The following is a 19,180-nucleotide window of genomic DNA, read 5'->3' as shown; positions in this document are numbered from 1 at the left end:
TGGGGGCGCGGGCCGGGCGCAGCGCCCTGTGGTGTCCGGTAGTGGACGGACGCTACGTTACCCGCGCTTCGTTACAGTTGCGTGAACAACAAAGCGGTGCCTGGCGATGAATCAGGCGTGCAAGTAAACCGCTCCAGGCACAGGCATGACCTGGCTTCTGGCCGTGCGTCTCAATGAAAATCCCGGCTCCCCACCATCAACCGCCCCAGCATCGGGCTTAAATCCACCAGCTCCTTGGCCACCAGGTGGCGCACGTCGCCCTGGCGCTGCCAGGTGCCGACCACGCCCAGCAGCGTGGCGCTCAGCACCTCCTTGCGCTGGCGCTCGACCAGGTCGGGCCACAGGATCAGGTTGACGGAGCCGGTCTCGTCCTCGATGGTGGCGAAGATGGTGCCGCTGGCGGTGGATGGGCGCTGGCGCACGGTGACGATGCCGCAGGCGCGCACGCGGCGGCCGTTGGCGCAGCGCGCGAGCTGGCTGGCGGTGGCAAAGCGCATCGCCGTCAGCTTGCGCCGCAGCAACGCCAGCGGGTGCGACTTGAGCGACAGGCCCAGGCTGGCATAGTCCGCCGTCACGTCTTCGCCGAGCCGGGGCTCGGGCAGCGCCAGCGCGGCTTCGGCGGGCGGCGCTTCGTACAGCAGGTCGCGGTGCGCGGCATGCGCGGCGGCGGCGCGCGCCTGCCAGCGGGCCTGGCGGCGGTTGCCGGCCAGCGGCGCCAGTGCGTCGGCGGCGGCCAGCACGTCGATGTCGTGCCGGTCCAGGCTGGCGCGCAGTGCCAGGTCTTCGACGCTGTCGAACGGACGCTGGGCGCGCGCGGCCTCGATGCGCAGCGCGGCCGCTTCGCGCATGCCCTTGACGCGGCCCAGGCCCAGGCGCACGCGCGGATGCTGCGGCCTGGTGCGGGCCTGCGCGTCGGCGACATCGGCCTCCACCGGCTCCAGCGTGCTGTCCCAGCGGCTGATGGTCACATCCACCGGCAGCACCTGCACGCCATTGCGGCTGGCGTCCTGCACCAGTTGCGACGGTGAATAGAACCCCATCGGCTGGCTGTTCAGCAGCGCGCACAGGAAGGCGGCCGGATGATGGCACTTGAGCCAGGCGCTGATATAGACCAGCTTGGCAAAGCTGGCCGCGTGGCTCTCGGGGAAGCCATACTCGCCAAACCCCTCGATCTGCTTGCAGATCGCCAGCGCGAAGGATTCCGGGTAGCCGTTGCCGGTCAGCGCGCGCACCAGCGCATCCTGGTGCTGGCGCAGGTCGCCGCGCCGCCGCCACGCCGCCATCGACCGGCGCAGCTGGTCGGCCTGTCCCGGTGAAAAGCCGGCCGCGTCGATGGCCAACTGCATCACCTGCTCCTGGAAGATGGGCACACCCAGCGTGCGGCCCAATACCTTTTCGATGACCGGGTTGAAGTAAGTGGGCGGCTTGCCGGTGCGGCGGAAGGCCTCGCGCCGCTTCAGGTAGGGATGCACCATGCCGCCCTGGATCGGGCCGGGCCGCACGATGGCGACCTCCACCACCAGGTCGTAGTACTGGCGCGGCTGCAGCCGCGGCAGCATCGATTGCTGCGCGCGCGATTCGATCTGGAATACGCCGATGGTCTCGGCCTTGCAGATCATGTTGTAGGTGTCCGGGTCTTCCTTGGGGATGTCTTCCATCCGCGTCGGCAATGCGGCGCGCGCCGGGTCCGGGTTGGGGATCATCTCCAGCGCGCGCCGGATCGCCGACAGCATGCCCAGCGCCAGCACATCGACCTTGAGCAGGCCCAGCGACTCCAGGTCGTCCTTGTCCCACTGGATCACGCTGCGGTCGGCCATGGCCGCGTTCTCGATCGGCACCAGCCGCGACAGCTTGTGCTGCGCGATCACGAAACCGCCCACATGCTGCGACAGGTGGCGCGGAAAGCCGCGCAGCTGCGCGGTCAGGCTGGCCCACTGCTGCACCGCCGGCGATTCGGGATCGAGCCCGTAGCGGGCGATCTTCTCGACAAAGCCGCGGCCGCCGTCCCACCAGGCCTGGCCCTTGACCACCTGCTCCACCACGCTGGCGTCGATGCCCAGCGCGCGGCCCACGTCGCGCAATGCGCTGCGCGAGCGGTAGGTGATCAGCGACGCCGCCAGCGCTGCGCGGTGGCGGCCGTATTTCCTGTAGATGTACTGGATCACCTCTTCGCGCCGCTGGTGCTCGAAGTCCACGTCGATATCGGGCGGCTCATCGCGCTCGCGCGACAGGAAGCGGCCGAACAGCAGGTTGGCCTGCTCGGGACTGACCTCGGTCACATACAGGCAGAAGCACACCAGTGAATTGGCGGCCGAGCCGCGGCCCTGGCACAGGATGCCCTCCCCGCGCGCAAAGCGCACGATGTCGTGCACGGTCAGGAAGAAGGGTTCGTAGTGCTTTTCTTCGATCAACTGCAGTTCTTCTTCGAGCTGTTTCTCCCACTCCGGCTTCAGGCCGTTGGGGAAGCGTTCACGCTTGCCGCGCGTGACCTCCTTGCGCAGGTAGGAGATCGGCGTCTCGCCGGCCGGCACCAGTTCCTCGGGATATTCATAGCGCAGCATCCCCAGCGAGAAATCGCACGACTCTGCGATCTTCAGCGTCTGCGCCAGCGCCTCGCGCGGGTACAGGCGCGACAGCACCTGGCGCATGCGCAGGTGCTGCTCGGCATTGGGCGCCAGCGCCATGCCGCATTCGGCCAGCGGCTGGCCCAGCCGGATCGCGGCCAGCACATCGGACAGCGGCTTGCGCGAGCGCACGTGCATGGTGACCGCGCCGGCCGCCGCCAGCGGCACGCCGGTCTGTGCCGATACCGCTTCCAGGCGCGCGCGATGCAGTGCATCGGCATGGCCCTGCAACTGCTCCAGCGCGATCCAGGCGCGCTCGCCGAAGACCGCGCGGCACCACTCGGCCTGCTCTCGCAGCAGTTCAGGATCGGCGCAATAGTCGGGCAGCAGCAGCGCCACGCAGCCGGGCACGCCGCGCAGGTGCGCTTCATCAGCAGCGGGCGCGGCCAGGTCTTCGGGATGCAGCCGGTAGCTGCCCTTCTGCGCGCGCCGCCGGCCCAGCGTGATCAGCTCGCTCAGGTTGCCGAAGCCCTCGCGGTGCTGCGCGATCAGCACCAGCCGCAGCGGCGGGCGCGCCGAGCCATCGGCCGGGGTCAGGCTGAAGCGGCTGCCGATCAGCAGCGAGAAGGCATCGGCGGCGCGGGCCAGCGCCTGCAGCCGCTGGTGGCGGCTGGCGTGGGCATGGGGATCGTCAGCGCCGGCGTCAGGCTCTTCGTCATGGTCCAGCAGCGGCTCATCCACGCCCTCTTCGCCGCGTGCCGCGCTGCGCGCCACTGCATCGTGCAGGCGCTTGCGCAGCGTCTCGATGGCATCGTGCGCGCGCGCGGTGCCGGCCACCGAGCATTCATCGGTCAGCGCCAGCCCGCTGTAGCCCAGGCCGAAGGCGCGCTCGATCAGCTCGCCCGGGTGCGAGGCGCCGGTCAGGAAGGTGAAGTTGGAGATGCAGTGCAGCTCCACGTAATCCGGCAGCGCCGGCAGCAAACCCGGCAGCGAGGCAGGCAAGAACAGCGCGCTCATGCGAACAACCCGTGCAGGAACCAGCGGTACTCGCCGCCATCGTCCTGCGCCGCATGGCCCGGACGTTCGCGGAAGATCCAGCAGCGCAGGCCGTCGGCGCGCTCGGCGATAAAGTAGTCGCGCGTGGCCAGCGCGCCGTCCCACCAGCCGGCCTCGATGCGCTCAGGGCGGCTCAGCAGCGCCAGCGGGCCGCCGTGGCAGGGCCGGTGGCGCTGCACCGGCAGCGGCAGCGGTTGCGGCAGCAGCCACAGCGGGCGCTCCGGCTGCGGATCCGGCAGGCTGGCGGCCTTGTTGCCGCCGGGCTCGTCGACCGGGCACCAGCGGTTGGCGCGCTCGGGCCGGTGGTCGGCCAGCGGCCGCGGCTGCAGCACGTTGTCACGGCCCAGCCGCGCCATCAGCGTATCGAGCAGGCGGCCCAGGTCTTCCGGCGTGCCGCCGGGCTCGGGGAACAGCGCATCGCTGTGCGGCACGCATGCGGCCATCGCCTCAACGCGCAGCGCCAGGCCGGTCACCGGGGCGTGGAAATTGAGCTTGTCGAGCTTCTCGCGCAGCAGCCGCGACAGGTGCGCGGGGTCGCGGCTGGGCTGGGCCAGGCCCACCGGCACCTCGGTGCCGTCGGTGTCAACGCCGCGCCGGTAGCGCTCATGCTCCAGCACCAGCACGCAGCGCGTGACGCCGGCCTGCTGCACCGCCAGCCAGCCCGCCAGCGCCAGCAGCAGGCGCTGCGCGCCGGCCAGCACGCCCTCGGCGGATTCGATGCGGCCCGGCAGGTCCATGCGCTGCGCAAACGCGGGCGGCGCCACAAACCAGGCAAAGCGCGCCGGCGTGTCGCCATAAGCCTGGTCCAGCCGCGCCAGCAGCGCCGGGCCCAGCCGGCGCGTCAGGCCCGCGCGCGGCAGGCGCCGCACCTCGCCCAGCGTGCGGCAGCCGATGCCGTCCAGCCAGGCCGGATCGGCCAGCGCATGCAGCGCCTCCACCGGCAGGCGGTCCAGCAGCCGGTGCAGGCGTGCCATGCCCACCGCGCGGCGCCCGGGCCGCACCACGCCGCGCCGCGTGCGCCGCAGCGGCTGGCGCGCCAGCCACGCGGCGCCGTGCGCGGTCGGGCCTGAGCCCACCTGGGCAAAGGTGCCAAGCTGGCGCACGCAGGCACGCACCGCGCGGCACAGCGCGCGGTGGCCGCCAAACAGGCGCAGGCTGGCGGTGACGTCCAGCATCACCGTGGCCGACTCCGGTTCCTCGTCGACGGTCACGCCCGGCGTGAAATGCAGCAGCGCCAGCGCCACCGCCTCCATCAACGAAGCTTCCGCGGCCAGGTCGCGCTCCAGCTGCACGATGTCGGCCGACAGCGCCTGCACGCCGCCGCGGCGCATGCCGTAGCGCACGCCGAGCTGCATCGCCGGGCCGTTGGCCAGCACCACCTGCTCGCGCGCCATCACCGCCACCGGCAGCGCATGGTGCAGCGTGGCGGTGGCGGCAGGCGGGCTCACGGCGGGCGCCAGCTCAGGCCAGCTGGGCTGCAGGGCGTCCAGGGGCAGGCGCGGCAGGTGCACCGCGATCCAGTACGGCATCGGAAGAAGATGGAGAAGACGATTCAGACAAGGCAGGTGCTCCTGCCGGGACAGGCCAGGCGGCTGCGCGCGTGGCCGCTGCCATCCCGTCCAGGCGCAGCAGCAGCGGCGTGTCCCGCACCGGCCCGCGCCGCTTGTGGAAGGTGATCGACAGCACATTGCCGGGCAGCGGCGCCAGCAGCAGCCGCAGCACCGCCGGCGACGACTCGCGCAGCGCCGTGGCCGGGCGCAGCGCCCATGCCACCGCGTCGCCGGCCTGCGCCAGCACCTGCAGGCGGCGCAGCGCCTCGGGGCGGGCCGCGGGCAGCCAGACCAGCACGCCGCCAAAGGCCTGGCTGCGCAGCACCTGCTCGGCCGCCCACAGCATGTCGGCCTGCTGCGCGGCCTTGCCGGCGCCGGCCGGGGGACGCATCCAGTAGAGCTGGCGCGCCGGCAGGCCGGCCGCGGCCAGCCCCATCGCATTGGGCAGGTAAGGCGGCGCCACCAGCGCAATACGGCGCCCGGCCCCGGCCAGCGCGCCCAGCGCCGGCAGCAGCAGGCGCAGCTCGCCCGCTCCACCCTGCGCCGTCAGCAGCTCCGTCAGCCCGCCCGCCGGCCAGCCGCCGCCGGGCAGCTCGGCCGACAGCGCGTCATATCCGGTCGGGCATACCGCCGCACCGCCGGCACGGCCCAGCTGGCCGGCCCGCCACAGCCCGGGATAACGCTGCTCGAGCGCCGACAGCGCCTGCTGGCGCGAGACCGGGGGCGCCGGCGCAGGGAAAAGAAGGCCCTCCGCCGCCATGGGCGGGGCTGCGTGCGATTGCGCAGTCATGTGGAGTTGGCGTCGCTCGCCGGGGATGGCGAGGAACTAGTAGATTTACGATAACTGTATATTTATACAGTATCGGGTGCCAGCGCAAGGGGTAGCGGCAAGGGGTGGCCTGGGGGACACCGGGGAAGTGAGACGGGCGGGCGGCGGCCCGTCTTCATTTGCTCCACCCGGTTTCATTCCGGACGGCGGTCCGCAATAGAAAATAATTCGATAGCATTACTTTATTGAATAGAGGCTACTATCGAATGATACGCGCCTGGCTATCGGCGCGCCGATGTATCATACTAAGGCATGCATATATCAATGAAATAATGCTATGTCATTAGTTTCTCAGTGCCGCGACATGCGTGAAGCCAGAGGCAAGACCCTGACCGAGATCGGGCGGGTGCTGGGCATGGCAAGCCAGAACCTGTCGGCGATCCTGCTGGGGAAGAAGGACAGCCGCGCATCCACCCTCGAAGCCCTGGCGGCCGCCCTGGACGCAGAATGGGTCCTGGTGCCCAACGAGCGGGCACAGGAAGTCAGGCAAGTCCTGGAAGGCAAAGGCAGCGGGCCCGACCGCAGCGCCCGCAGCGCAGTCGACATCTTCCTGGACCAGGAATGAGCTACGAACTGCATCCGCGCTTTCTTGAGGTCCGGCTGTACGACCAGTTATGCGGCTACCTGTGCGAGGCCAGCGGCAATGTCCGGTTCGTGCCATCCGAAGCCTTCCGGGGCGACACGCGCCGCCCCACGCTGAGCCTGTCGATCAGCGTCCCGACCGAGGCCGGCCGCAAGGCCACCGCCGAGGTGCTGGACAACCCCTTCCATCCTGCCGTCTACAGCACGGGCCATGAACTGCCGCCCTACTTTGCCGGCCTGCTGCCCGAGGGCGAACTGCGCAAGCGGCTCGAGGCAACGCGGAGCAATCCCGATGACAAGGATGATTTCGGCATCCTGGCATCGGCCGGCAATGATCTCCCGGGGGCCGTCGTCATCGTGCCGGCGGACATCGGCGCGTTGCCGGAGTATGCGCGGACGTATGGCGTGACCGGCGGCGCGGACAACCTGGAAATTGCCGTGGTGGAGGGCGCCACCCAGGGCGCGGCCTCGGTGTCCGGCGTGCAGAACAAGCTGGCCCTGTCGACGGTGCTGCAGGACAAGCGCTACACTCTGCCAGCCAAGGGCAGGCTGTCCGACATCATCGCCAAGCTTCCTGCCAGGAACGATGATTCGCAGGTGTTCAACGAATCGATCTCGATGCAGCTCGCGGCTGCCGCCGGCGTCCATGTCGCGCCGACAAGAGTACTGCCCGTCTCGACCATCGAGGTCGAGGGACTGGTTGAATCGCTGGGCGAAAACCTGCACTACCTTGCGGTGGACAGGTTTGACCGCACCCCGGCCGGGCGTGTGCACGCCGAAGACGGCTGCCAGATGCTGGGCAGGATGCCAGCGAAGAAGTACGCCGGCATCGAGAGCTACATTCAGCTCGTTGCCGCCCTGTATCGCCTGAGCCCGAGCGGGGTCGAGCATGCGCGGCAGTTCTTCCTGCGCCAGGCGGTCAACACGCTGATCGGCAACAGCGATGCGCACCTGAAGAACTTCTCGGTGACCTATCACAACGGGGTCCTGCCAGAACTGTCACCGGCGTACGACATCGTCTGCGTGGCCGCGCTTCCCGGCTTTGCGACCTATGGCCAGAACGTTGCCATCGACAGGCGGCAGCGTGAAGAAACCCTGGCAACGTACGAGACCATCGCGGAGAAGGCCGGCGTCCCGCGGCGCATTGCGACCGCCGCCGTCAAGGAAGCCGTCGCGCTGGCGCATGCCAACTGGCCGCGCATGCTGGACGACCTGGACGCGCCGCAGGCGATCCGCAATATCGTTGCCGAGCGCCTGCAGACGCTGCCGCTTGCACGGGCCGCCAGGCCGGCCAGGTGAGGCGCCCGCCAGCCACCCTCACGGCGCCTGCATCGACACCCCGTAGCCGGCAAAGATGCGCGCCAGTTCGCCATTGCTGCGCAGCGCGCTCAACGCCTTTTCCAGCGCTTCGGCCAGTTCCCGCTCGCCTGCCTTGACCGCCATGCCGACGGCCCACCCGCGCTGCGGCAGCAGCGGCGCGCTGGGTTCCGTCGCGGCAAAGCGCGCCCCGGATTGCCCCGCGGCCTTGAGCGCGCTCTCGTATTGGGCGCGCGTCACCATCGCCGCCGCGATCTCGCCGGAGAACAGCGCGCGCAATGCCGCGTCGGCTTCGGGGTAGATCCTGACCTTGTCGCGCAAGGCGCCGCCCGCGCCGGACAGCAGCGCATTGGCCCCGGCCGAACCGGCTGCGGCGCCGGTCGGCTGCCCGGCCAGGTCTTCCAGGCCGCGCACCGCCGGCACGCGCTCGCGGTCCTGCACCAGCACGAAGGTCTCGCGGTAGTACGGCGCGAAGATCAGCGCCTTGTCGTTCTCGCGCATGAAGGCGCGGTCGACCGGCACGTGCAGCATTACGTCGGCCGGTCCGTAACCAAGGTAATGGCCGCGCCAGACCATGGCACGCAAGTCGTCAGCCATGCTTTCATCGGCATCGAACGGCATCAGCGCCACCGACAGGCCCAGCTCCTTGCCCAGTGCCCTGGCCAGGGCCACGTCGATGCCCGCGGCCTGACTGCCCGCGATCGCGGAGAACGGCGGCAAGCCTTTGTAGACCGCCACCTTGAGGGTGCCGGTCTGGCGGATCCTGGCCAGGTCGGCCTGGGCCGGTTGCGCGCAGAAGAGCGCGGCGGCAGCCAGCATGGCGCCGCACAGCCAGCGCACGGCGCCGGCCGGCGCCGCCGGCATGGGGGACACGGAATGCCTGGGGCCGCGGACAGGGCTGGCGGGCATGGGATGGCTCCTGGAAGATGCGTTGACCCGGCACTGCGGGCCGGGGCTGGACAACGTGAAGGACTGCCGGCGCAACCGCCTCTTACTCGTGGCGCGACTCCAGGTAGGTCTTGATGGCCCACACCGCCTCCTGGCTCAGCACGCCGTCGAACGGCGGCATGTAGACGCGGCCGTCGCGCGTGCGGCCCTTGCGCACGGTGGTGGTGTAGAACTGCGAGATCTCGCTCATGCATGCCTGCTTCTTCTTTGCATCCGCCAGCGAGACGCAGTCGCCGTCCAGCTTGCGCAGGTCCGGCGCGATGCCCCCTGACACCGCTTCCAGGCCATGGCAGCGCGCGCAGTTCTGGTTATAGGCCGAGCTGCCGATCCGCAGAGCCTCCTTGTGCGCATCACCGCTACGGTAGGGATTGTCCGGGCGCCATTCGTCGCCCAGTTGTGGTAACGCTTTGGTATCGACGGCCTGGGGCGTGACGTCGCCATGGGCCAGCACGGAGCCGGCCGGGAGGGCGGTCAGGGACGCGCAAAGCGCGAGCAAGGCAAGCAGGCGGCGCTGCGTTTTCATGGATGTCTCCTACAGTGGACGGGTCTTGGTTGTTTGCCCTGTTTCCGCAAGAGCCATACCAGCCAGCCGGACCAGGCCCGGAGGCGCCTGAAAGCAGGCTTCGCCGCGCCGCCATCGTTGTCTGAAACGCAGCATCGCGGCACGGGTGTCCCGGATTGCCACACCCTGGCAAGTGTTTTGCTTCATGACGCAACACTGTCGACCATGCGCCCGGCGAAGGCGCCGACAGCGACCCGCGCAAAGACCGCGGGCGGACTTTCCACAGGAGACAGAGAAATGACCTTCCAGCCGGAACCGGCCCGCCCCGCGGCGGGCGCCCCGGGTGACACAGGGCAGCCCGAGCGCGACCAACTGATTGCCCAGGCCCACCAGCGTTCCGAGTCCTATGGCCTGCGTCCCTATGAATCGCCCGACTTCTGCCCGGTGCTGCAGAGCGAGCTGAAAACGCGGATCGAGCGTAGCCAGTCGCTGTTCGCCTATGCGCTGCCGGTGATGGAAACGCTCTACGACCAGATCGTGAATACGCAGAGCATGGTCATCCTGACCGACGCCGATGGCCTGATCCTGCACTCGATGGGCGATGACGACTTTCTGGCCCGGGCCAACCAGGTCGCGCTGCGCCCGGGCGCGGAGTGGTCGGAAGCGCGCCGCGGCACCAACGCCATCGGCACGGCCCTGGCCGAGAACCGGGCCACGCTGGTACACGGCGCCGACCACTTCCTGGAGGCCAACCAGTTCCTGACCTGCTCGTGCATGACCATCCTCGACCCTTACGGCAAGACCGTGGGGGCGCTGGATGTGACCGGCGACCAGCGCGGTTTCCACAAGCACACCATGGCGCTGGTGCGGATGTCGGCGCAGATGATCGAGAACCAGCTGTTCGGCAACGCCTTCCGTGACATGGTGTGCATCCGCTTCCATTCGCGCGCGGAGTTCCTGGGCACGCTGGTCGAGGGCATCGTCTCCTTCACGCCCGGCGGGCGCTTCCTGTCAGCCAACCGCAGCGGGCAGTTCCAGCTTGGCCTGTCCAATGGCGCCCTGCATGCGCACACCTTCTCCTCGCTGTTCGGGCTGTCGATGTCGCAGCTGTTCGACGCGGTGCGCGCGGCTCATGCGGGCATCGTCCAGCTGCACCTGCCGAGCGGCGTCAAGGTCAGCGCCCGGGTCGAATGGAAGTCACCCGCCGCATCGCTGCCGGGCAACACCGATGCCGGCCAAGCAGTCCAGCCTGGCACGGCCGCCGCACCGCGCAGCCTGGCCGCAGGCCCCGCCCGCTCACCCGGGCTGGACGACCTGGACACGGGCGACGCGCAGATCCGCGCGGTCATCGGCAAGCTGCGCAAGGTCATCGGCAAGGATATTCCGGTGATGGTGCTGGGCGAGACCGGTACCGGCAAGGAACTGATGGCGCGCGCCATCCACGCCGACAGCCCGCGCCATGCCGGGCCCTTCATTGCCGTGAACTGCGCCTCCATCCCGGAAACCCTGATCGAGTCCGAGCTGTTCGGCTATGAAGAAGGCGCCTTCACCGGCGCCCGCAAGAAGGGCGGCATCGGCAAGATGCTGCTGGCCAACGGCGGCACGCTGTTCCTGGACGAGATCGGGGACATGCCGCTGCATCTGCAAGGACGGCTGCTGCGCGCGCTGCAGGAACGCGCGGTGTCGCCGCTGGGCAGCAGCAAGGTCATCCATGTCGACGTCTCGGTGGTATGCGCCACCAACCGCAACCTGCGTGACCTGGTCGCCAACGGCCAGTTCCGCGAAGACCTCTACTACCGCCTCAACGGGCTGGTGGTGCGGCTGCCGGCCCTGCGCGAGCGCGGCGACCTCGACGCGGTGGCCGCCAGGCTGCTGCGCCAGGACCAGGCGGGCGTGCAACCCGGCGAGCCGCCCCGCATCCGCGAGTCGGTGATGGAGATGTTCCGCCGCTACCACTGGCCGGGCAATATCCGCCAGCTGTGCAACCTGCTGCGCACCGCGCGGCTGATGGCCGAAGGCGAAGCTGAGATCACCGAGGACCACCTGCCCGACGACTTCCTCGATGACCTGCGCGAGCGCCAGGGGCATGCGGCGGTGCCCGCGGCCCATATGTTGCCGGGCGCGCAGCCCACGCGGCTGGCCGATGTCGAGGCCATGGCCATTGTCGCCACGGTCAAGGCGCACAACGGGAACATCTCTGCGGCGGCCAAGGCGCTGGGGATCTCGCGCAATACGGTCTACCGGAAAATGGAAGAGGCCCGCGGGCTGCCCCACCAGGCCGGCTGATTCGGGCCACGCACCAGGGCAGCCCCGCGCTCAGGCCAGCGGCTCGCCCTGCATCCACAGGTCTTCCAGCTCGCGCCAGGCGCGCTGCACGTTCAGCGGGTGGCGCGACTGGAAATGGCGCCAGTGCCGGAACGGCACCGCCGCCACGGCGTCATTGGCGCGCGAGGCATCGCTGCCCGCGGCCAGCGCGGCGCCGATTCCGTGCGCCAGCGCATCCAGGTAAGCCAGCGTCGGCGCCAGCGTCTGGGCGGGCGTGCCCGCCGCGGTGCCCACCACCGTGCGCGCCGGCAGCTCCTGCAGCCGCCGCAGCGCACGGCGCCACCCCTGCAGCGAGGCCTCGTGCATCTCCGGCACGCGCTCGCGGTAAGCCAGGCCACCCGCACACAGCAGCTGCAGCCGCGGCGCGTACAGCACCGTATCCGAGGCACTGTGCGCATTCGCATAAACCTGCACCTGCCAGGCGGTAGCGCCGGTGTGCAGCCAGCCATCGGGCTGCAGCGCGGGCTCCGGCAAGACTATCGCGGCGCCGCGCATGGTACCGCTGCCGAGCAGCGTCGCCATGCGGGCCAGGCAGGCCGCGCAGCGTTGCCGCATCAGCGCAGCCGTGGCGGCGGAGGCCAGGAACACGGGCCGGGGCCGCAGCCGTGCGAACGCGGCATTGGCCAGCACGTTCTCCGGGTGGGCATGCGTGTTGACCACCCAACGCACGGGCTGCGGCGTCAGCGCCCGGATGGCGCCGAGCAGCGCACCGCCCCACGCCGCCTGCGGCCCGGGGTCCACCACCAGCACGCCCGCACCGCTCAGGTGGACCAGGGTCGGCACCACTTCGGCGGCGTTGGCGCGCGCCACTTCGGCATTGCCGGCGCGGGCCACGTACACGCCTGGCTGCAGCCGCTCCAGCGTGACCCGCGTGCCGGCAGCGGCCGCCGGGCGCCAGCCGTTCATGGCCAGCGCAAGCGTGGCGCCAAGAAAGCCGCGCCGCGTCGTGGGCATCACCGCTGCCAGCCCGCGGCGCGGATCGCGGCCACCAGGGCGTCGCGCATGGCCCCTGCCGCCAGGTGTCCGCCGTCCACCCAGGCCAGCCTTGCGCCCGGCATGGCGGCCTGCAGGCGCAGCGCGTTGGCGGGACGGCAGACCTTGTCGGCGCGGCCATGCAGCAGCGTCACCGGCAGGCCATGCGCGCCGATGACCCGCGCCGCGCTGAGCAGGGCCGGCTTGCCCAGTCCGGCCCGGTTGCGCAGGTAGTGCGCCTGGATCCGGTATTTGTTCACCGCGGCCATGCGCTCAGGCCGCCGCTGCCGGCGCGAATGCGACGCAGGGGAAAGACCCAACCACGCCTGTTCGCTCGCCTGCCACGCCGCGGCAGTGTCCCGTTTTTGAACAGGCGTACCACTTTGCAACAGCCGTGACACAGTGAGCAGCCGCGCGCGCGCATCGGGCAAGCGCTCGCCCCATGCCTTGACGCAATGCAGCATGCGGCGGCCCCCATGGCGCGGTGAAAACAGCGCGAGCACATCGTCGCGGCCGGTCAGGAAGGAGCCGCGCAGGACCAGCGCCGCCACGGCGTGCGGGCATTGCGCCGCGTACGCCAGGGCAAGTGCTGCACCCCATGATCCGCCCACCACGCCCCAGCGCTCGATGCCCAGCGCGCGGCGCAGCTGCTCCAGGTCGGCCAGCAGCGCGCCCACGGTATTGCGGCGCAGGCAGCCGGCCGGCCTGGAGCGGCCGGCGCCGCGCTGGTCCGGCATCACCACGCGGTGCCGCCGCGGGTCGAACCACTGCGCCATGGCGGCAGAGCAGCCGCTGCCCGGCCCGCCATGCAGCACCAGCCACGGCTCGCCGTCCGCGGCGCCGGCCAGCCGCACATGCACGCGCTGGGCATCGGGCGTACGCAGGTGGAAGGTGGTGGCCGCGTCGGAAAAGCCGGCAGAAATCGTTGATGCGTCGGGCATGGATGTTGCCTTGAAGGGATGCGGCAGTCGGGCGGCAGCCAGGCGCCGCTGCACAACGATATTCACTAACCATGCCACCCAAGGAGAGAGACATGCGCTGGACCACCCCCGCCTACACCGAGCTGCGGCTTGGCTTTGAAATCACGATGTACATCGCCAACCGCTGAGGGTGCCGCGGTGCCGCGGCGCCTGCGACCGGCGCTGCGCCGACAGGCAAGCCGCGGACCGCAAGCACAACCAACGCAGGCAGACGCCAGGCCTGGCGCCTGCCCCGTGAAGCATGACCCAACACCAAGCGCTCACGCCATGACAAGCATCCGGGTACTGGGGTCGGCCGCCGGCGGCGGCTTTCCGCAGTGGAACTGCAACTGCCACAACTGCGACGGCGTGCGCCGCGGCACGGTGCGCGCCACGCCGCGCACGCAATCCTCGATCGCGCTGACGGGCGACGGGCCTGATGCCATCCTGGTCAATGCCTCGCCCGATATCCTGCAGCAGCTGCGCCAGGCACCCGCGCTGCAGCCCGCGCGCGCGCCGCGCGACACCGCCATCGCCGCGGTCGTGCTGATGGATGCGCAGATCGACCACGTCACCGGCCTGCTGATGCTGCGCGAACACCGCGAGGCGCTGCCGCTCTATGCCACCGCCGCCGTGCTGGACGACCTGGGCGCCGCCTTCCCGCTGACGCGCATCCTGTCGCACTACTGCGGACTGCGGACGCATGCCCTGCCCTGCGACGGCACCGCGTTTTCAGTCCCGCCGCTGGACGGCCTGACACTGACGGCGATACCGCTGGAGAGCAAGGCCCCGCCCTACTCGCCCAACCGCCACGCGCCGCGCGCGGGCGACAACATCGGCCTGCGCATCGAAGACCGCCGCAGCGGCCGCAGCGCCTTCTATGCGCCCGGCCTGGGCCGCATCGACGACCACGTCTTTGCCGAGCTGCACAGCGCCGACATCGTGCTGGTCGACGGCACCTTCTGGCGCGACGACGAGATGCAGGCGCCTGGCTTCTCGGGCAAGAGCGCCGCCGACATGGGCCACCTGGCCCTGTCGGGACCCGGCGGCATGATCGAGGTCCTGGAGCGGCTGCCCGCCAGCCGCAAGATTCTTATCCATATCAACAATACCAACCCGGTGCTGGTGGAAGACTCGCCCGAGCGCGCAGAGCTGGCGCGGCATGGCATCGAGGTGGCGTACGACGGCATGGAAATCGCCCTATGACAACTGCCATCCTCCCCATCCCCCCCATCGCCTGGACCGAGGCCGAGTTCGAGGCCCGCCTGCGCGCCATGGAAAGCGGCTACCACATCCACCATCCCTTCAACCAGCGCATGGCGGCAGGCCAGTGTTCGCCCGCGCAGATCCGCGCATGGGTGGCCAACCGCTTCTACTATCAGGACAACATCCCGCTGAAGGACGCCGCCATCCTGTCCAATTGCCCCGAGCGCGACACCCGCCGCGAGTGGGTGGTGCGCATCCTTGACCACGACGGCACCGACACCCAGCCCGGCGGCATCGAGGCCTGGCTGCGCCTGGGCCAGGCGGTGGGCCTGGAGCGCGAAGCACTGCTGAGCCACCGGCACGTGCTGCCCGGGGTGCGCTTTGCCGTCGATGCCTACGTCAACTTTGCGCGCCGCGCACCGTGGCAGGAAGCCGTGTGCTCGTCGCTGACGGAGATGTTCGCGCCCGCAATCCACAAGGAACGCCTGGCCGGCTGGCCCACGCATTACCCGTGGATCGAGGCCGCCGGGCTGGACTACTTCCGCTCTCGCATTCCGCTCGCGCAGCGCGACGTGGACCATGGCCTGCGCGTGACGCTGGGCCATTTCCGCAGCGCGGCGCAACAGCAGCGCGCCCTCGACATCCTGCAGTTCAAGCTCGACGTGCTCTGGTCGATGCTCGACGCCATCCAGCAAGCCAACCCATGACAGCCAGCACGCAAGACCTCGCCAGACCGACCCTGCACCGGACCTTTCGCCTGCAATGGGAAGCCTCCCAGCAAAGCTGGGTGCTGCTGTACCCGGAAGGCATGGTCACCCTCAACGACAGCGCCGCCGCGATCCTGCAGCGCTGCGACGGCAGCCACACGCTGGACATGCTGATCGACGACCTGCAGGCCGCGTTTGGCGTGCAGGGAATCGCCCCGGAGGTACATGCCTTTGTCAAACATGCGATCGAACGCGGCTGGCTGGTCTGAGGCCGCGCCCGGCCCGCCGCTGTGGCTGCTGGCCGAGCTGACCTACCGCTGCCCGCTGCATTGCGCCTTCTGCTCCAACCCGGTGGACTATGCCCGGCATACGGCCGAGCTGAGCACCGTGCAATGGTGCGACGTGTTCAGCCAGGCGCGGGCGCTGGGCGCGGTGCAGCTCGGGCTGTCCGGCGGCGAACCACTGCTGCGCAAGGACCTTGAAGTACTGGTCAGGCATGCGCATGGCCTGGGCTTCTACACCAACCTCATCACCTCGGGCGTGGGCCTGACCGACGCCCGCCTTGCCGCCCTGCGCGACGCCGGCCTGGACCATATCCAGCTGTCGTTCCAGGACTCCACCCGCGAGCTCAACGACTTCCTGTCCAGCACCCGCACCTTCGACCTGAAGCAGCGCGTGGCGCGCATGATCAAGGCGCACGGCTATCCGATGGTGATGAACTGCGTGCTGCACCGGCATAACCTGCCGCATGTCGGCACCATCATCGAGATGGCCCTGCAGATGGGCGCCGAATACCTGGAACTGGCCAACACGCAGTACTACGGCTGGGCCTGGGAGAACCGGCTGGCGCTGCTGCCCACCCATGAGCAGCTGCGCGAGGCCGAGGCCGTGGTCCGGCAGTACCGCGCGCGCATCGGCAGGCAATGCCAGATCCTGTTCGTCGTGCCTGATTACTTCGAGGCGCGGCCCAAGAAGTGCATGAACGGCTGGGGCACCACCTTCCTTGGCGTGGCGCCGGACGGCACCGCGCTGCCCTGCCACGCGGCGCGCATGCTGCCGGGCCTGGCGCTGCCCAATGTCGCCACGCAGGGGCTGCGCGAGATCTGGACCGAAAGCGATGCCTTCCGCCGTTTCCGCGGCACGCAGTGGATGCAGGAACCCTGCCGTTCCTGCGACCAGCGCGAGCAGGACTACGGCGGCTGCCGCTGCCAGGCGTTCCTGGTCACCGGCGACGCCACCGCCACGGACCCGGTGTGCGAGCGCTCCGGCGCGCACGACAAGGTCAGCGAGATCGTGCTGCAGGGCCGGCTGGCCGTGGCGCAGGCACGCGAGCAAGCGATGGTATTTCGCAGCGATGGCAACTCGCTGCGGCTGAGCAGCGGCCAGCGCTAAGAAAGGAAAAACCCCGGCATGGCAGGCGCCAGCCGGGGTTCCTTGCCGGCATGCCGGCATCGTCAAGACAGTCGCCGGCCTCAGCTGGCACTCAACACCCACTCCGCCAGTTTCTTCGCATCGTCCTCAGCAAGGCTGCCATGCGGCGGCATCGGAATCCGCCCCCACGCGCCCTTGCCGCCTTCGCGGATCTTCTTTGCCAGCCGCTCCGCCGCCTGGCTGTCGCCCTTGTACTTGGCAGCCACCTCGGCAAACCCCGGGCCCACCAGCTTTGACTGCATGCCATGGCAGGAAAAGCAGCCGCTCTTGTCGGCCAGGGCCTGCATGTCGGCGGCCGTGCCGGCCAGCGCCGCGCCCGGCAGCAGCGCCGAAGCCACCGCCAGCGCCATCCATTCCTTCTTCATACCTGAGTCCCGTTTCATCCTGTTGCACCCGCGCCCGGCGCCCGCATCGCACCCATGATGCGATGCGGGCGCCTGGCAGTGTCATCTCCCGCCAGCTCAGCTCTTGTGCAGCTTGAACACCCACACCGAGCCGCCCTGCTCCAGGAAGTTCACGCGCTTGGCCACCTCGCCGCCCCACAGCGGCACCGCGCCGCCCCAGCCGGACACCACCGCCACGTACTGCTCGCCGTTCTCTTCCCAGGTGACCGGGGGCGCCACCACGCCGCTGCCGGTCTGGAACTGCCACAGCTCCTTGCCGGTCCTGGCGTCGGCCGCCTTCAGGTAGCCTTCCGGCGTGCCCCAGAACACCAGCCCGCCGGCGGTGGTCATCACCCCGCCCCACAGCGGCGCGCTGTTCTTGACCTCCCACATGATCTTGCCGCTCTTGGGGTTGATGGCCCGCAGCGTGCCGATATAGTCCTCGTTCAGCGGACGGATGGTGAAACCCGCGCCCAGGAAGGCAGCGCCCTTCTTGTAGCTGATGGGCTCGTTCCAGATATCCATGCCCCACTCGTTGGCGGGCACGTAGAACAGGCCGGTCTGCGGGCTGTAGGCCATCGGCTGCTGGTTCTTGCCGCCAAGGAAGCCCGGCGCGGCAAACACGGACTTGCCCTTCTTCTCGTCGCTGCCGGCGGCGGGGTCGCCGGGGCGGCCTTCGGCGATGTAGTTGGGGCGGCCGCTCTTCAGGTCGATGCCGGTGGCCCAGGTGATCTTCCTGACGAAGGGGAAGGCGTTGACCAGCTTGCCGCTGGCCGCGTCGTTGACGTAGAAGAAGCCATTGCGGTCGGCCTTGCCGCCCATGCGCTTGCCGTCCAGGTCGAAGGTCACGAACTCATTGACGCCATCGAAATCCCAGCCGTCGTTCGGGGTGTTCTGGTAGTGCCAGGCGATCTTGCCGGTGGCGGGATCCAGCGCCACCGTCGAGGCCGAGTAGAGGTTGTCGCCCTTGCGGATATGGCTGTTCCACGGCCCCGGATTGCCGGTGCCGAAGTACACCAGCCCGGTGGCCGGATCGTAGGTGCCGCCCAGCCAGGTGGCGGCGCCGCCGGTCTTCCAGGTCTCGCCCGGCCAGCTTGCGTTGGCGGTGCCGGTCACGCCGTTCTCGGTCTTGTTGCCGTCCTTGTCGTACTTGTAGCCCATATGGCCTTCGACCACCGGCCGCGACCACACCAGCTGCCCGGTCTTGGCATCGCGTGCGTCGACCCGGCCCACCACGCCGAACTCGCCGCCCGAGATGCCGGTCAGCACCATGCCCTTGACGATCATGGGCGCCGCCGTGTACGAATAGCCGGCGGCGTAGTCCTCCAGCTTCTCCTTCCACACCACCTTGCCGGTCTTCTGGTCCAGCGCCACCAGCTGCGCATCGAGCGTGCCGAAGATCACCAGGTTGTCGTAGAGTGCCGCACCGCGGTTCACCACGTCGCAGCACGGCATGATGCCTTCGGGCAGCCGGTGCTCATACTTCCAGAGCTTGCGCCCGGTCTTCAGGTCCAGCGCATAGATGCGCGAATACGAGGCCGTCACGAACATCTTGCCGTCATGGATCAGCGGCTGCGATTCCTGCCCGCGCTGCTTCTCGCCGCCAAACGAGAACGACCACGCCGGCACCAGCTGCCCGACGTTCTTCGTATTGATGCGCGACAGCGTGGAATAGCGCTGGCCTTGCGGGCCCATGCCCCACGACAACACATCGCCGGGGCTCTTTGCGTCGTTCTCGATCATGGCATCGGTCACAGCCGCCTGCGCGGCCAGACTGGCCGCGGCAGCCGCAACCGCCATCACTACTCGTAACGTCCTCATTGCCATCTCCTCTCTTGTTTTGGGTTTC

General features: G+C 69.5%; 17 protein-coding genes. 8 read left to right on the top strand and 9 right to left on the bottom strand.

All coding sequences use genetic code 11. The annotated features are described in order from the left end of the window. Positions 1-170: 170 nt before the first annotated feature. Genes I6H87_RS24130 through imuA form a run of 3 tightly spaced genes read right to left on the bottom strand, consistent with a single transcriptional unit; the run spans position 171 to position 5,960 of the window. Positions 171-3,581 carry an error-prone DNA polymerase gene (locus I6H87_RS24130; protein ID WP_010812405.1) on the bottom strand — a complete coding sequence of 1,137 codons (3,411 nt, stop codon included), beginning with the start codon at positions 3,579-3,581 and terminating at the stop codon, positions 171-173. Beyond that, a complete protein-coding gene (locus I6H87_RS24125) occupies positions 3,578-5,149 on the bottom strand; it encodes a Y-family DNA polymerase (protein WP_041688058.1) in 1,572 nt (523 codons plus the stop codon). Before I6H87_RS24125 ends, I6H87_RS24130 begins: the two co-directional genes overlap by 4 nt. Continuing rightward, positions 5,082-5,960, bottom strand: coding sequence for a translesion DNA synthesis-associated protein ImuA (gene imuA / locus I6H87_RS24120; RefSeq protein ID WP_011616987.1), 879 nt, complete (start codon positions 5,958-5,960; stop codon positions 5,082-5,084). The genes I6H87_RS24125 and imuA overlap by 68 nt, the downstream gene beginning before the upstream one ends. Positions 5,961-6,303: 343 nt before the next feature. Here imuA and I6H87_RS24115 point away from each other — a divergent pair, with 343 nt between their 5' ends. Then, positions 6,304-6,564, top strand: coding sequence for a helix-turn-helix domain-containing protein (locus I6H87_RS24115; protein ID WP_010809785.1), 261 nt, complete (start codon positions 6,304-6,306; stop codon positions 6,562-6,564). Further along, positions 6,561-7,880: a type II toxin-antitoxin system HipA family toxin gene (locus I6H87_RS24110; RefSeq protein WP_010809784.1), complete on the top strand. Its 1,320-nt coding sequence runs from the start codon at positions 6,561-6,563 to the stop codon at positions 7,878-7,880. The genes I6H87_RS24115 and I6H87_RS24110 overlap by 4 nt, the downstream gene beginning before the upstream one ends. Positions 7,881-7,898: 18 nt before the next feature. Here I6H87_RS24110 and I6H87_RS24105 read toward each other — a convergent pair whose 3' ends face one another. Then, a complete protein-coding gene (locus I6H87_RS24105) occupies positions 7,899-8,807 on the bottom strand; it encodes a substrate-binding periplasmic protein (RefSeq protein WP_011616985.1) in 909 nt (302 codons plus the stop codon). 82 nt (positions 8,808-8,889) lie between these two features. Beyond that, complete coding sequence (gene pedF / locus I6H87_RS24100; protein WP_010809782.1) at positions 8,890-9,369, bottom strand: cytochrome c-550 PedF; 480 nt, start codon at positions 9,367-9,369, stop codon at positions 8,890-8,892. Between the two features lie 276 nt (positions 9,370-9,645). Between pedF and I6H87_RS24095 the strand changes: the two genes are divergently transcribed. Further along, complete coding sequence (locus I6H87_RS24095) at positions 9,646-11,634, top strand: sigma-54-dependent Fis family transcriptional regulator (RefSeq protein WP_011616983.1); 1,989 nt, start codon at positions 9,646-9,648, stop codon at positions 11,632-11,634. 30 nt (positions 11,635-11,664) lie between these two features. Here the strand turns inward: I6H87_RS24095 and I6H87_RS24090 are convergent, their stop codons facing one another. Both I6H87_RS24090 and I6H87_RS24085 read right to left on the bottom strand, forming a co-directional pair. After that, positions 11,665-12,627 (bottom strand): MBL fold metallo-hydrolase, encoded by a 963-nt coding sequence (locus I6H87_RS24090; protein WP_011616982.1) that lies wholly within the window; start codon positions 12,625-12,627, stop codon positions 11,665-11,667. Then, positions 12,627-13,586: an alpha/beta fold hydrolase gene (locus I6H87_RS24085; protein ID WP_010809779.1), complete on the bottom strand. Its 960-nt coding sequence runs from the start codon at positions 13,584-13,586 to the stop codon at positions 12,627-12,629. The genes I6H87_RS24090 and I6H87_RS24085 overlap by 1 nt, the downstream gene beginning before the upstream one ends. Before the next feature lie 92 nt (positions 13,587-13,678). Between I6H87_RS24085 and pqqA the strand changes: the two genes are divergently transcribed. From pqqA to pqqE, 5 genes are all read left to right on the top strand, one after another. Continuing rightward, positions 13,679-13,753 (top strand): pyrroloquinoline quinone precursor peptide PqqA, encoded by a 75-nt coding sequence (pqqA, locus tag I6H87_RS24080; RefSeq protein WP_010809778.1) that lies wholly within the window; start codon positions 13,679-13,681, stop codon positions 13,751-13,753. A 139-nt stretch (positions 13,754-13,892) separates the two neighbouring features. Then, positions 13,893-14,810 carry a pyrroloquinoline quinone biosynthesis protein PqqB gene (gene pqqB / locus I6H87_RS24075; protein WP_011616980.1) on the top strand — a complete coding sequence of 306 codons (918 nt, stop codon included), beginning with the start codon at positions 13,893-13,895 and terminating at the stop codon, positions 14,808-14,810. Further along, the gene (gene pqqC / locus I6H87_RS24070) at positions 14,807-15,517 is read left to right on the top strand and encodes a pyrroloquinoline-quinone synthase PqqC (RefSeq protein ID WP_011616979.1); all 711 of its coding nucleotides are present in this window, start codon (positions 14,807-14,809) and stop codon (positions 15,515-15,517) included. The genes pqqB and pqqC overlap by 4 nt, the downstream gene beginning before the upstream one ends. Further along, on the top strand, positions 15,514-15,786 hold the full coding sequence (gene pqqD / locus I6H87_RS24065; RefSeq protein ID WP_010809775.1) for a pyrroloquinoline quinone biosynthesis peptide chaperone PqqD: 273 nt from the start codon (positions 15,514-15,516) through the stop codon (positions 15,784-15,786). The genes pqqC and pqqD overlap by 4 nt, the downstream gene beginning before the upstream one ends. Beyond that, on the top strand, positions 15,758-16,909 hold the full coding sequence (gene pqqE / locus I6H87_RS24060) for a pyrroloquinoline quinone biosynthesis protein PqqE (RefSeq protein ID WP_010809774.1): 1,152 nt from the start codon (positions 15,758-15,760) through the stop codon (positions 16,907-16,909). The genes pqqD and pqqE overlap by 29 nt, the downstream gene beginning before the upstream one ends. A gap of 80 nt (positions 16,910-16,989) precedes the next feature. Here pqqE and I6H87_RS24055 read toward each other — a convergent pair whose 3' ends face one another. Then, complete coding sequence (locus I6H87_RS24055) at positions 16,990-17,313, bottom strand: c-type cytochrome (protein ID WP_010809773.1); 324 nt, start codon at positions 17,311-17,313, stop codon at positions 16,990-16,992. A 96-nt stretch (positions 17,314-17,409) separates the two neighbouring features. After that, positions 17,410-19,152 carry a PQQ-dependent methanol/ethanol family dehydrogenase gene (locus I6H87_RS24050; RefSeq protein WP_010809772.1) on the bottom strand — a complete coding sequence of 581 codons (1,743 nt, stop codon included), beginning with the start codon at positions 19,150-19,152 and terminating at the stop codon, positions 17,410-17,412. Positions 19,153-19,180 lie beyond the last annotated feature (28 nt).

It is taken from the genome of Cupriavidus necator (genome assembly GCF_016127575.1).
GTDB lineage: Bacteria > Pseudomonadota > Gammaproteobacteria > Burkholderiales > Burkholderiaceae > Cupriavidus > Cupriavidus necator_D.
Note: the sequence above shows the minus strand (reverse complement) of the source record. Positions and strands in the feature narration are given on the sequence as shown.

Excerpts from the sequence above, each read along its gene's own strand:
- I6H87_RS24130 (WP_010812405.1), bottom strand. The coding sequence starts at position 3,581 with ATGAGCGCGCTGTTCTTGCCTGCCTCGCTGCCGGGTTTGCTGCCGGCG.
- I6H87_RS24125 (WP_041688058.1), bottom strand. The coding sequence starts at position 5,149 with ATGCCGTACTGGATCGCGGTGCACCTGCCGCGCCTGCCCCTGGACGCC.
- imuA (WP_011616987.1), bottom strand. The coding sequence starts at position 5,960 with ATGACTGCGCAATCGCACGCAGCCCCGCCCATGGCGGCGGAGGGCCTT.
- I6H87_RS24115 (WP_010809785.1), top strand. The coding sequence starts at position 6,304 with ATGCGTGAAGCCAGAGGCAAGACCCTGACCGAGATCGGGCGGGTGCTG.
- I6H87_RS24110 (WP_010809784.1), top strand. The coding sequence starts at position 6,561 with ATGAGCTACGAACTGCATCCGCGCTTTCTTGAGGTCCGGCTGTACGAC.
- I6H87_RS24105 (WP_011616985.1), bottom strand. The coding sequence starts at position 8,807 with ATGCCCGCCAGCCCTGTCCGCGGCCCCAGGCATTCCGTGTCCCCCATG.
- pedF (WP_010809782.1), bottom strand. The coding sequence starts at position 9,369 with ATGAAAACGCAGCGCCGCCTGCTTGCCTTGCTCGCGCTTTGCGCGTCC.
- I6H87_RS24095 (WP_011616983.1), top strand. The coding sequence starts at position 9,646 with ATGACCTTCCAGCCGGAACCGGCCCGCCCCGCGGCGGGCGCCCCGGGT.
- I6H87_RS24090 (WP_011616982.1), bottom strand. The coding sequence starts at position 12,627 with ATGCCCACGACGCGGCGCGGCTTTCTTGGCGCCACGCTTGCGCTGGCC.
- I6H87_RS24085 (WP_010809779.1), bottom strand. The coding sequence starts at position 13,586 with ATGCCCGACGCATCAACGATTTCTGCCGGCTTTTCCGACGCGGCCACC.
- pqqB (WP_011616980.1), top strand. The coding sequence starts at position 13,893 with ATGACAAGCATCCGGGTACTGGGGTCGGCCGCCGGCGGCGGCTTTCCG.
- pqqC (WP_011616979.1), top strand. The coding sequence starts at position 14,807 with ATGACAACTGCCATCCTCCCCATCCCCCCCATCGCCTGGACCGAGGCC.
- pqqD (WP_010809775.1), top strand. The coding sequence starts at position 15,514 with ATGACAGCCAGCACGCAAGACCTCGCCAGACCGACCCTGCACCGGACC.
- pqqE (WP_010809774.1), top strand. The coding sequence starts at position 15,758 with ATGCGATCGAACGCGGCTGGCTGGTCTGAGGCCGCGCCCGGCCCGCCG.
- I6H87_RS24055 (WP_010809773.1), bottom strand. The coding sequence starts at position 17,313 with ATGAAGAAGGAATGGATGGCGCTGGCGGTGGCTTCGGCGCTGCTGCCG.
- I6H87_RS24050 (WP_010809772.1), bottom strand. The coding sequence starts at position 19,152 with ATGAGGACGTTACGAGTAGTGATGGCGGTTGCGGCTGCCGCGGCCAGT.